The sequence below is a fragment of the Paenibacillus phoenicis genome, assembly GCF_034718895.1.
In the GTDB taxonomy this organism is placed as follows: Bacteria; Bacillota; Bacilli; order Paenibacillales; family Paenibacillaceae; genus Fontibacillus; species Fontibacillus phoenicis.
Window position 1 is genome coordinate 4,303,880 of sequence record NZ_JAYERP010000001.1, and the last position, 12,688, is coordinate 4,316,567.

General features: G+C 53.2%; 7 protein-coding genes and 1 riboswitch. Of the genes, 6 read left to right on the plus strand and 1 reads right to left on the minus strand.

From position 1 onward, the window contains the following. The first annotated feature begins 121 nt into the window (after nt 1-121). On the plus strand, nt 122-1,519 hold the full coding sequence (locus U9M73_RS20165; RefSeq protein ID WP_009223921.1) for a DUF4129 domain-containing protein: 1,398 nt from the start codon (nt 122-124) through the stop codon (nt 1,517-1,519). Between the two features lie 95 nt (nt 1,520-1,614). Here the strand turns inward: U9M73_RS20165 and U9M73_RS20170 are convergent, their stop codons facing one another. Further along, on the minus strand, nt 1,615-2,919 hold the full coding sequence (locus U9M73_RS20170; RefSeq protein ID WP_323078836.1) for a hemolysin family protein: 1,305 nt from the start codon (nt 2,917-2,919) through the stop codon (nt 1,615-1,617). A 255-nt stretch (nt 2,920-3,174) separates the two neighbouring features. Next, nucleotides 3,175-3,274, plus strand: a riboswitch (purine riboswitch). Nucleotides 3,275-3,339: 65 nt separating this feature from the next. Between U9M73_RS20170 and U9M73_RS20175 the strand changes: the two genes are divergently transcribed. From U9M73_RS20175 to U9M73_RS20195, 5 genes are all read left to right on the plus strand, one after another. After that, on the plus strand, nt 3,340-4,776 hold the full coding sequence (locus tag U9M73_RS20175; RefSeq protein ID WP_009223923.1) for an NAD(P)/FAD-dependent oxidoreductase: 1,437 nt from the start codon (nt 3,340-3,342) through the stop codon (nt 4,774-4,776). A 201-nt stretch (nt 4,777-4,977) separates the two neighbouring features. Beyond that, nucleotides 4,978-8,445, plus strand: coding sequence for a DUF6359 domain-containing protein (locus U9M73_RS20180; RefSeq protein ID WP_323078839.1), 3,468 nt, complete (start codon nt 4,978-4,980; stop codon nt 8,443-8,445). Nucleotides 8,446-8,602: 157 nt separating this feature from the next. Then, nucleotides 8,603-9,595 (plus strand): LacI family DNA-binding transcriptional regulator, encoded by a 993-nt coding sequence (locus U9M73_RS20185; protein WP_260070507.1) that lies wholly within the window; start codon nt 8,603-8,605, stop codon nt 9,593-9,595. Nucleotides 9,596-9,629: 34 nt separating this feature from the next. Next, complete coding sequence (locus U9M73_RS20190; protein ID WP_260070506.1) at nt 9,630-11,357, plus strand: glycoside hydrolase family 13 protein; 1,728 nt, start codon at nt 9,630-9,632, stop codon at nt 11,355-11,357. 12 nt (nt 11,358-11,369) lie between these two features. Next, the gene (locus U9M73_RS20195; protein ID WP_323078842.1) at nt 11,370-12,653 is read left to right on the plus strand and encodes an extracellular solute-binding protein; all 1,284 of its coding nucleotides are present in this window, start codon (nt 11,370-11,372) and stop codon (nt 12,651-12,653) included. Nucleotides 12,654-12,688: the final 35 nt, after the last annotated feature.

Below are 12,688 nucleotides of genomic sequence, written 5' to 3' on the forward strand. Positions count from 1 at the left end.
CCCGCAGCCCCCTCCTCTGTGATATGATGAATCTAGAAGAAGGAGAGCTTTTCGTTCGGATAGGTGTCGGAATAGGGTCCGGAGCCGGCCATCGGAGGAACATATCGGGAGGGATGACGGGATGAACGACAAGGGCGAATACGCAGACCCGCATCAAAATGAATCCGCTTACCTGGTGCAGGCTCTGCGATTTGGCCTCACCTGCCTGATGGAATACGTGCTGCTGCTGCCGGCATGGATCTTGTTCGCGTCGTTCCTTCGGCCGCCGGAGCTTCCGGTCGCGGGACTTGGCCTGCTGCCGTTGCTCTCGCTGGCCGGCGTCCTGCTTGGCACCCGGCTGCGTAAGCTGTGGCAGCGCGGGGCTGCGGCCCTCGCCTTTGGCGCGGTGTATACCGCGGCCGCCTTCGCTTGGGCGGGGGGCGCGAGCGCGCTTGGCTTCGGTAACGCCGCATCGGCCGGCCAGACGCCCGCGCTAGCCTCCACCGTCGTTGCGCTGTTGCAAACGGTGGCGCTGTTTGCCGCCGGGGTGTTTTGCTCGCTGCAAGGGCTGACGGTTCGGAATCGCCAGCGCCATTTTCGGCTGTACTGGGTTGGGCTTGGCCTCTATTTCTTAGCGGGAATCTTCTTCCCGCGAATCGAAGCGCTTCAAGCGACGGTCCCGCTCATCACCTGGGCCGGCGTAATCAACTTGGCCACGGCTCTGTTCGTGACGAACCATCAGTTTCTGTGCTACAGTTCGCAATCCGGTGACTCGGGAGAGCGGCTGCCTGCTGGTCTCCGCCGCCATAACCGCTTATTTGTCGGCGTGATCGTTGTTGCCGCTTTGTTGCTGGCGGCCGGCGTTGGTCGCTGGATCGGCAGCCTGCTGTGGAGATTGCTTCAAGCGATCGTGCGTTGGTTAACCCGTCCGCAGGAGCCTGTGCTTCCGCCGACGGAAGAGCCGGAAGCGGTAACTCCGCCGCAGGAGCCGATGCTGCCAGCGGAACCCCAAGAACCGGGGTTGCTGTCGGAAATTTTGAACTATGCGTTTTATGTGTTTGGCGGCTTGCTCCTGGCGGCACTGCTGGGCTTCGTCCTGTATTGGCTGTATAAGAACGCCGGGGGTTACTGGCGCAAAGCGATCAGTCGCCTGCTCAACTTGCTGCGCCGGGAAAGCGCCGCGCCGGAGCCAGCTGCTTACCGCGACGAGGAGACGAGTTTATTGACTTGGGAATCGGCACTGCAAGGCTGGCGCAGGATTGGCGCCCGCCTGCTGCGTACCGGGAAGCCAGCCGAACGTTGGGAGGACATGAGGGATAACCGAGAGCGCGTCCGCTTTTTGTACCGACTATTTTTGCGGAAGGAACGTCAGCGGGGGGTCTCGCTCAAGCCCTATTTGACCCCAAAGGAATTGGTGGAAGAGATCAAGCTGGAAGCTGCAGTTGATCCGTTGCTCCAACTGTACTATGAAACGAGGTATGGGGAAGAGCTGCCGGGAGACGAGGAGGTGGCGGAGCTGCGGCGGCGCCTTGCGCGGTAAGGCGAAGCAGGTGTGCTCCGGATCGACCTAGCGGTTAGACGCAAAAAACGCGAGCCTGCAGAGATTTACTCTGCTTGCTCGCGTTCTTTTTTTCATTAGGAACTGTGTTTGACGATTTCGAGTTTCTTAAAGCGATGCGGTTCCTTCTCCAGCAATGTGAAGGTTAAATCCTCATGCTCCAGCGTGTCTCCGACATCCATAGACGGGTTTCTGCCGTAGAGCCAGCCGCCAATGGTATCCACTTCCTCCGTGCTCAGGTCGGTTAGCAGCACTTCGTTGATCTGATTCACCGTCACCGTGCCGAGGGCAACCACATGCGATTCGTCGAGCTGGACGATCGGATCTTCCTCTTCTTTATCGAATTCGTCGCGGATTTCCCCGACAAGCTCCTCGAGAATATCCTCCAGTGTAACCAGACCAGCGGTTCCTCCGTATTCGTCGATCAGGATCGCCATATGGGTGCCTTCCTTCTGCATCTTCTTCAGCAACTCATTCACTGGAGTTACTTCGGAGACGGCCATCACCGGCTGCAGCAAAGCGGAAAAATCCAGATTTGGATTGTGATCATAAGCCAAGAAGAACTGTTTCGTATTTACGATTCCGATGACGTTATCCTTGCTGCCATCAACAACCGGAAAACGGGTGTATTGCTGTTCCCGGATGATCTCCAAGTTCTCCTGCCGCGTCTTGTCCGTATATAAACACACCATATCGGTGCGAGGTACCATGATTTCCTTGGCGAGCAAATTATCAAATGCGAATATCCGATTCACGTAGCCAAATTCGCTTTGGTTAATTTTGCCGCTTTCGAAGCTCTCGTTAATGATGATCTGCAGTTCTTCCTCCGAGTGCGCTTCCTCATGTTCGGAGGCCGGCTTAATGCCAAACATGCGCACGAGCTGGTTGGCCGAACCGTTTAGGGCCCAGATGAAAGGGCGCATGACTTTCGTAAAAAGAATCAAAGGTTTGGCTGTAATCATGGCAATTTCTTCGGCTTTGCGGATTGCCACGGTCTTAGGGGCCAACTCACCCACAACAACGTGAAAATACGTGATGACGACAAACGCGATAATAAACGAAAGCGCGCTGCCAACAGTCTCAGGTACTTTCAGGCTATGGAACAATGGATGCAGCATGCGCTCCACCGTTGGTTCACCCAGCCATCCGAGTCCCAGCGCGGTGATCGTAATTCCGAGCTGGCAAGCCGATAAAAATCCGTCCAGGTTGGAGGTGACCTGCTTGACGGCGACGGCACCCTTCCGTCCTTCCGCCACAAACTGGTCGACCCGGCTGCCCCGGACCCGAACGATCGCAAATTCTACCGCGACGAAAAACGCCGTTAACGCGATAAGAATGACGACCAAAACCACATTTAAAACCAAATACCTGTCACTGTCCATTCGATGCATCTACTCCTCGATAATTTAATATAATGGCGTGAATCTTATCACTATTATACAATAAACTCTCCCGTTCATGCGAACCCGCTCGCGGGGCGGATTAGGTGTTAATGTTCGTGTTTTTAGCAGTCGTTGTGAAAAAATCCACGTTATTTTCTTTTGTTTTGGTAAAAAACACGAATATTAAATTTAAATTAGGCTTGACTTATCCGTTTATCCCGCTTATACTCAGGTTGTTCCAAAACACAAACAAGTCCATAGATTAAAGAACAAGTTCGTATATCCTCAATAATATGGATTGAGGGTCTCTACAAGGAACCATAAATTCCTGACTACGAATAGGGTGCATTCGCATACCTATGAGAGGTCAGGAATTTTTTGGTTTATGATGTGAATGATAATCATCTCAGGAGGATACAGATGAGCAAATACGATGTCATTGTAGTGGGAGCCGGCCCTGCCGGGATTTTCGCCTGTTACGAACTGACCCGGAAAGCGCCGCATTGGAAGGTGCTTCTGGTGGACAAGGGGCATGATATCTACCGCCGCCGTTGCCCAATCTTGGAAGAGAAGATTACGCTTTGCCCGCCTGCGGCCGGGCGCAAGGAGTTTGCCGGATGCTTGCCGGCCTGCTCGATCACGGCTGGATTTGGCGGTGCCGGAGCCTACAGCGACGGGAAATTTAATATCACGACGGAATTCGGCGGTTGGCTGAGCGATTATATCGCGCCGTCCAAGGTGCTGGATTTGATTAAATATGTCGATGCGATCAACTTGGAGCACGGGGCGACAACCACCATCACCGATCCGATGACGGAAGCGGTCCGACAGATCGAACAACGCGGATACGCCGCCGGGCTCAAGCTGTTGCGGGCGCAGGTGCGGCACCTGGGGACCGAGCAGAATCTGGAAATCCTGAAATCGATCTACGAATATCTCAACACGCGCATTGATATGCTGTTCAAGGCAGAAGTCGAAGACCTGATCACGGAAAAAATCGATGGAAGCCACCAAGTCCGCGGGATCACACTGAAGAACGGCGAAACGTACGAAGCCGATCTGGTGATGGTAGCTCCAGGCCGGGACGGTTCCGCTTGGTTGACCGAGATCCTTAAGAAACGCCGTCTGAAGATGACGAACAATCAGGTGGACGTTGGCGTTCGTGTGGAAACTTCCGATGTGGTGATGCGGGAGATCAACGAGCATTTGTATGAGGGCAAGTTTATTTTTAATACATCGGTTGGCACGCGAGTGCGCACGTTCTGCAGCAATCCTTCCGGACATGTCGTCGTCGAGAACCACAGCGGCGTGATGGCGGCCAACGGTCATTCCTTCAAAGATCCGGCGCTTGGTTCGCAGAATACCAACTTCGCGCTGCTCGTATCGCATCGGTTTACCGAACCGTTTGATAAACCAAACGAGTATGCGCGGGAAATTTGCCAGCGGGCCAACGATTTGTCGAGCGGCGGGGTCATCGTGCAAAAATACGGCGATATCCTGCGCGGACGCCGCTCCACAGCTGCGCGGATTGCCGAAGGCTTCCTGGAGCCAACGCTCAAGGAAGCGGTGCCGGGCGATCTCGGCCTGGTATTGCCGTACAATACGATGAAGAGCCTGATCGAGATGGTCGAGGCGCTCGATAAAGTGACGCCGGGGATTGCTTCGGAGCATACGTTGTTCTACGGGGTGGAGGCGAAGTTCTATTCGGCCCGTCCGAAGCTGAGCGAATCGCTGGAAACGGAGATCAGCGGCTTGTTCTGCGGCGGTGACGGCGCGGGGATTACCCGCGGCTTAGCCCAGGCGGGAGCGGCCGGAGTATGGATCGCCCGCGGAATGATCGAGAAAGCGGGAGTGTAAGGAGCACATAAGATTACGGGTACAGTCCTTGAAACGGGGGCAGTGCCCGTTTTTTGTTCTTCGTGAATCGTTGATGTTCATGCTTTGGCGGATTGATTTTACATAATTTTAATCGACAGGAAATAATGTTCAATTTTAAAATAAGTATGATGAGGAGGTAGTCCAATAAAAATCAAGCGCATGGGGAGGAATCGATGATTTATGGGTAAGGGCAAGGCGAACGCTTGGCGCAAGAAATGGTTAGGTTTCTTATTAGCCGGCGCATTGGTCGTAACCGGTCTGCCGGGATGGGCACCACAGGCGGCAGCCCAGCCTGCCGATTTAACGGTCGATGTATCGCGGGCCGGGGCAGGCGCGCAGCTTAACGCAGCATCGAACAGCGGAGAGGCCTTGCTGCAGATCGCTGCCGCTCCGCTCAGCGTCGCTGAAGCGATCGCCAAGGGGAACAGCGGCGAAGCTGTGGAAGTGGCCGGCATCATTGTGGGCCATGCGACGGGATCGCTTACTGCGGATTTTGAAGCGCCCTTCGGCAACGATTTTAACTTCCTGATTGCCGATACGGCCGGGGAACAGGACAAAACGAAGCTCATCGACGTACAGATTCCTTCCGGCTTCAGAGCCGAGTTCGGCCTGCAAAGCAACCCGGATTTGATCGGGAAGTCGGTGATCGTATCGGGGTCGCTGGCGGCGTACAACAATTTTGCTGGATTAAAAAGCGTAACCGCGATTTCATTATGGGACCAGCCGGGAGATCCGGGTGAAGATCCTGGAGAAGAGCCTGGCGAGGATCCCGGTGAGGACCCTGGTCAAGATCCGGATCCGGGCGACATCCCGCAGCTTCCGGACGGCACCGGCAAAAAGGTGCTGTTTGACAACGCCCACGGCCAAACCGCCGGCGCAGCGGATTGGGTTATCGATGGCGGGTTTTCCGACTTTGCCGATGGGCTGCGGGCGGCCGGTTTTACGGTAGAGTCGCTGGAACGCCCGATGCCGTATACGTTTGGGGAAACGGCCATTACCTACGAGGCATTAGAGCCTTATGACGTCTTTGTGATTCCTGAAGCGAACATTCCGTTTAAGGCAGCTGAGCAGGAGGCTTTGGAGCAGTACGTGGAAAATGGCGGCGCCGTATTTTTCATCTCCGACCATTATAATGCTGACCGTAACAAGAACCGCTGGGACGCCTCAGAGGTATTTAACGGCTATCGCCGCGGGGCATACGAAAATCCAGCCAAAGGGATGACGGCTGAAGAGGCCAATTCTCCAGCGATGCATGGGGTGAGCAGCTCCGACTGGTTAGCTGACAACTTTGGCGTTCGCTTCCGCTATAACGCCTTGGGCGACGTCAATGCAACGGATATCGTCAGCCCGTCGCAATCTTTTGGTATCACGGCGGGAGTGGAAGCTGTCGCCACGCATGCCGGGTCAACCGTAGCGATTCTCGATCCGAACAAAGCCAAAGGGCTTGTCTATGTCCCGACTGGCGTTCCGGCATGGGGCAATGCCGTTGACGAAGGCGTCTATAATGGCGGCGGTCGGGCGGAAGGCCCTTATGCGGCGATCGCCAAGCTGGGTCTCGGTAAAGCCGCTTTTATCGGTGACTCTTCGCCGGTTGAAGACGCAACCCCGAAGTATGTACGGGAAGAAAACGGCCAAAAGAAAACGACCTATGACGGCTTCAAGGAAGTGGACGACGGCTTGTTCCTGGTGCAAACGGTGAAATGGCTGGCGCATGACGAGAGCTACACCTCTTTTGATCAGGTGCCGGGACTGGTGCTGGATACGCCAACTGCGCTGGACGCAGATGAGGAGCCGGCCGCCACCACCGAACCGCAGCCAGAGCCGTGGGCGCAGCCGGCCCCCGGATATAAATGGTATGATCCGGCTACGTTTAAGCCGGGTTCGTACGGCTCGTCGCAAGCACCGGAAACGGAGCCAACGTTTGCCTTCGTCCATCAAGCACAGCTGCCAAGCCAGCAGGAATTCCAAATCCGCGTGACCGCAGACGGCTTAACGCCGGGACAGACGGTGTCCGATTTGCGGGTAGGCATCTATTTGGCCGGCGGTGAACAGATCGCCCGGTTCAAGAATGCGGACGGCAGCTGGTCGGATTACAATTACAGCCCGGCGTTTTCGTTGACGGGCGATGCCCTGGGGCATGCATCCAAGGATTTGACCGTGCAACTGAAGCCGGGGGTAACGGCCTCAAGCGCTAACTTACGTTTGAAAAAAGGCAGCGCGAATGAACTCACGAAGCAGGTCGAGATCGCGAATGTGGATGCCGAGCCGTTGCCAGGCGATCATCCGACGGTGCCGGAGCTGGGCACAATTGCCGCAGCACGTGAGGCGGCGGAAGGGACGGTCGTCACGGTTCAGGGAGTGATTACTTCCGAACCGGGTGTGTTTGGCGGTCAAGGCTTCTATTTGCAGGATGAAACGGGAGGCATTTACGTCTTCCAAACAGCAGCGGGTTATCATGCCGGTGACCTTATCCGTATCAGCGCAACCCGTACGTTGTACAACGGGGAAGTTGAGCTGGAGAATCCGGTGCTGATCGAGAAGCTGGGGACAGCTCCGCTGCCGCAGCCGCAGGTTCAGGATGCGGTGACGGAGGCGAATCAAGGACAGATGATCACCTTGACCAACGTAGTGGTGCAGGATGTCGTTGCTGCGACTCCGGCGGGTTCTCTTGAATTTAATGCCGTCCGCGATGACGGTAGTTCGACCCGAGTACGGTTTGATGGTAGAACCGGAGTGACGATGGATTCCTTTTTGGCGCTGTACCCTGAAGGTACCCGCGTGAATATCAGCGGTATCGCCTCGGTATACCGAGGGACCTACCAGCTGAAGCCGCTTGCCTTGGCTCATGTCGTACCAAGCGCGACCGAGGCGGATTTAACGGCTCCGGTGACGGAGCGCGATGTCGCCGGGGTTGAGGGGGCGGACGTTTATAATCCGATGGAAGTCACGGTAGCTTTGTACGCAGAGGATCAAGGCGGCAGCGGTTTGGAACGGACTGAGTATCGGGTGAACGGCGGGGAGTGGATTCAGTATGCTGAGCCTTTTACACTGTCAAACGACGGGAAGTATACGATCGAATACCGCTCCGTGGATCGGGCAGGTAACGAGGAAGCGCCGAAGACCCTGTATATTAATGTAGATCGTCTGGCACCAGAAGTGACGTTTACAGGGGATTACCAAGTGCTCCAAGTTGCCCCAAGTGTTCCTTTCAACATCGCCGTAAATGACGCGGTCAGCGGGCCGAAATCAACGGCTTACCGGCTTGACGGACGCAGCATCACGGGCGTAGCCGAAATCGTTCCCTTCTCTTTATCGGTTGGAACGCACAAGCTGACGGTCCAAGCAACGGATGCGGCGGGACATACTGAGTCGGTCGAATTTACGTTCCAGGTTACGATCAATATCGCGCATTTGGATGAGCTGGTGGATTTGGGCAAAGATCACGGCTATTTCTTGACCCATGGCACGGCCGCCAGCCTGCAAGCCCAAATCACCTCGCTGCAAAAGGCCAAAACCCCGCTGGAGCGCGATATCAGGCTCAAGGCGCTGAAGATCACGATCAGCGTCCAAAGCGGATTAACCATGAAGCAGAGCTTCGCGAATCTGATGCTGGAGGATTTGGAGTATATCGGGGGAGAGGCGGCTTAAGCTGTAAATCATGGTTTATGAAAGAGTCGCTCAGGATGGAGTACATGCCTGAGCGACTTTTTTGCCTTCGTTCGTTAAAAAAACCAGGCTTGCCAAGAATGAAAGCGTTTTGTATAATGAGTTATGCAACCGGTTGCAGATTAAGGAGAGATCAATCGTGTCTAAGATAACTATTCAAGAAATTGCGATTTTGGCGGGTGTTAACAAGGCGACCGTATCCCGGGTGATCAACGGGAATCGGAACATTTCCGAGAAAACTCGGAAGAAAGTCGAAGACATCATGAAGCAGTATAACTATGTCCCCAACTCCATTGCGCGCGGATTGGCGACGAAGAAGACGTTTACGGTCGGCTTTTGTTTTGATTACACCAATAAACAGGCCTATGCTAACCCGTATTTTTACAAAGTCCTTCAAGGGATTGAAGAGGTCGTATACAATCACGATCACATGTTTCTGATGATGAGCGATCATGATGGGAAGAACGGCAGATCAACATTCGAGCGGGTGGTGGTTGAGCGCCGGGTTGACGGTGTCATTATCCCCAATACGCTGCTTAATGAGCGGAATTATGAATTGCTAACCAAACATGACATGCCGTTTGTCGTATCCGGCGAAAATACGCTGAAGCAAGCGGACGCACCTTGGGTAGATATCGATAATGTTCAGGCTGGTCGGATTCTGACCGAGCATCTAATCGATTTGGGCTGTCGCAACATCATGATTTATGCCGGCGGATCAGCCGCCAAGAGGGACAAATTTCTGGGTGATCGCCTGAACGGCTACCATGAAGCGATGCGTCAACACCACTTGGAACCTCAAGTGATCGAGCATGCCGATTTTTTGAAAAAGCTTTACGATTCCCCTCGCTCTGGATCGGAAGCGCAACGGCCCGATGCTCTGATCTGCTGTACGCATGAACAGCTTTTCGAAATCTTGGACTGGGAGAACGGTAATCCTCTCTTGGCCGAGCTGGCTTTAGCTACATTTGACAGCTTTCCGATGTCCAAATACTTGAAATACCCGGTGCATTTCGTAGAAATCGATCTGGAAATGATGGGGAAGCAAGCGGCGCAAATGCTGTTTTCGCGGATGAATAAAGAATCGGGGGTACCGCCGTTTATCTCGATTCCAACGCAAATCGGTAAATGATCGAACAAACTAAACATAATGAGGTAATAAGTTGATGACCCAATATTTGTATCACGATCCGGTAGTAGATGCTACCCTAATTTCTCTGAATGAATTGGAAGTTCGCCTAAAGCTCCCTGCTGATGCGAATCAAGTCACGCTAAACTATTGGAATAAATATAAGCCGGAGTATGGTATTCGGAAGCAAGCGATGACGTTATGGGCGGAATCGGGGGAATTTAAGTACTATCGCACGATATTGACGGGTATGGAATCTCGCATTCGGTACCTTCAATATAAATTCGAGTTTGCTGCAAAGGGGGAATCCTACTGGCTGGGTGCTGAGGGATTATGTAAGACGGAAGGAACCAGAGGCAGCTATTCGTATGCCTATGCGGGAGATCGCGACATGGTGAACTCTCCGGAATGGATTGGGAACCGTGTATGGTATCAAATCTTCCCTGAACGTTTCTGTAACGGTGATCCCGAGAATGATCCGGAATCTGTGGAACCTTGGGGGAGCGTGCCAACGCGGGACAATTATATGGGAGGTGATCTTCAAGGAATCATCAAGCAATTGGATTACCTGAGCGGGCTTGGCATTAATGCGCTGTACTTAAATCCGATATTTGCGGCTACGTCGAACCACAAATATGACACCGTGGATTACTTTCAAATCGATCCGCAATTCGGGACGGTACAAGATCTGCAAGAGCTTGTCCAAAAATGCCACGAACGCGATATCAAGGTGATTCTCGACCTGGTAATCAATCATTGCGGGTTCTATCATCCATATTTTCAGGACGTCGTGAAAAAAGGAGAAGCTTCGGTATATAAAGATTGGTTCTATATTAACCGGTACCCGGTTCACCGAAGCGAAGACGGTTACGATTCTGTAGGTTATTATCAATGGATGCCTAAGCTGCGGACATCGAATCCCGAAGTTCAGCAGTACGTATACGATATCGTTTCCTTTTGGCAGAAGGAGACGGGCATCGACGGCTGGAGAATCGATGTCGCAGATGAGGTGGAAATCAGCTTTTTGCGGGAGCTGAAATCCTGTGTCAAGAAATTAAATCCTAACGCTATCATTATTGCAGAAATCTGGGATGATGCCAAGCGCCTGATGGCGTCTGGCGGCGTGGACAGCGTGATGAACTATGAGCTGCGAACGATTCTGTTCGATTACTGTCTGGATCGTTCCATCCTGCTTGCGGAGTTCCATTCCAGACTTGTGAGTTTACTCCATCGTTATTCCTTGGCTGAACTAAATCAAATGTTTAACCTGCTAGGAAGCCATGACACGGAACGAATCTTGACGCGTTGCGGGAAGGATGAAAGCAAACTACAGCAACTGCTGGCCCTTCAATTCTTCCTGCCGGGGAATCCTACCGTTTATTACGGGGACGAACTGGGAATGACCGGGGAGAATGACCCAGGCTGCCGCGGGAGCATGCCTTGGCAGCTCGTCGAGGCCGAACCGCAGTTGTTAAGAGAGTTCCGCACCTGGATTCGGCGTAAAACAACCGATCCGGTACTGCAGCACGGCAACACGGAGCTTAGATACCGGGAAGACTCGGAGTGTTACGTCATTCGGCGCTACACCGAAACCAAAGAAGCGGTGCTTTTAATCAATTTTTCGCAGGACCGGCAAGCTTTGGACGTCGTGATGAAGCAGTTTGACTTGATTGGCGCTTATACAATGGATCATTCGCAGGATACCGGGAACTTGCCTGAATTCATCGGTCCCGGAGATACGATTCTTTTCCAAAAACAGAATTAAGGAGATCAATCTATGATAAATAAATGGAGCAAGTTATTGCCGATTTTACTCGCCGTGACCTTGGTTTTGGCGGGCTGCGGTTCCAAGGGGAACCAAAAGACGGCGAACGGGACAAGCTCGGATGCGAAGCCGGGCAAGGAGGTCACTATAACGTTCTGGCACCACTATAGTACTGCATCTCCGGAAGAGAAGACGTTAAAAGAGGTGCTTATTCCGAAATTTGAGGAGGAAAATCCCGGGATTAAAGTTAACCCTGTTGCCTTTACTTGGGAAGACCTGCATAAGAAGCTGCAGATCAGCGGCAGCGCTGGCGATTTGCCGGACGTAGCCCGGCTGGACATTATCTGGGTGCCGGAGTTCCAGAAAAGCGGATTGCTGCAACAGTTAGACGAATTTGAAGATTTTGACGAGGTTGCCGGCAGCTTGCTGGAAGGCCCGCTGTCTACAGCGAAGGTAGGCGATCACTATTACGGACTTCCTCTCAATACGAATACCAAGGTGTTGTTCTGGAACAAGGAGATGCTGTCGCAAAGCGGTGTAGAGCAAGCGCCTGAAACCACGGAACAGTTTTTTGAGGCTTTGGGTAAAATCAAAAGTAAGTATGAAAAAAGCTGGGGATTCGGTGAACCGGCCCTTCAAGGCTGGAACGTCTTACCGTGGATTTGGAGCAACGGTGGGGATGTACTCTCGCCTGACTTCACAACGGCTGACGGTTATTTGAATAGCCCAGCTTCGGTAGAAATTTTGACGAAACTTAAAAACGCCTACAACGCCGGTCAAATTTCCGGATTTAAGCCGGGAGATGTAGCGGTTACGGAAGGTCATGCGAGCGGAAGCTATGCCATGATGGCGGAAGGCCCGTGGGCGGTTGCTCAGTTCCAATCGCAATTCCCTGATTTCGACGTCGAAATGGCTTCTTTTCCGGCGGGATCGGCGGGCTCCATTCAGGTGTTGGGCGGAGAGGATATCGGGATCTTTAGTAAAGACAAGCAGGAGGAATCCTGGAAATTCGTGAAGTTCATGGTGTCGGAAGAGGCTCAGATCGAGATGGGCAAGATCGGACAAATTCCGGTTAACCTCGCCTCAATGGAGAATGCCGATGTCAAGGCGATCGATTATTATCCACCGTTTCTTGAACAGTTGAAGACGGCTAAAGCTCGCCCGCCGGTTAGTGCTTGGCCGCAAATCGACGGCGTGATTAATGATGCGATGAGTAAAATTTTCATGACGGATGCGGATGTAAAAACGGAGCTGGATGCGGCAGTCCGTGCCATCGATGCTTTGTTGAAGGAGTAGTCCATTATCAGGAGAGCGTTTTCCGTACGGGAGGC

Coding starts and splice junctions, on each gene's coding strand:
- U9M73_RS20195 (WP_323078842.1), top strand. CDS start 11,370: ATGATAAATAAATGGAGCAAGTTATTGCCGATTTTACTCGCCGTGACC.
- U9M73_RS20190 (WP_260070506.1), top strand. CDS start 9,630: ATGACCCAATATTTGTATCACGATCCGGTAGTAGATGCTACCCTAATT.
- U9M73_RS20165 (WP_009223921.1), top strand. CDS start 122: ATGAACGACAAGGGCGAATACGCAGACCCGCATCAAAATGAATCCGCT.
- U9M73_RS20175 (WP_009223923.1), top strand. CDS start 3,340: ATGAGCAAATACGATGTCATTGTAGTGGGAGCCGGCCCTGCCGGGATT.
- U9M73_RS20170 (WP_323078836.1), bottom strand. CDS start 2,919: ATGGACAGTGACAGGTATTTGGTTTTAAATGTGGTTTTGGTCGTCATT.
- U9M73_RS20180 (WP_323078839.1), top strand. CDS start 4,978: ATGGGTAAGGGCAAGGCGAACGCTTGGCGCAAGAAATGGTTAGGTTTC.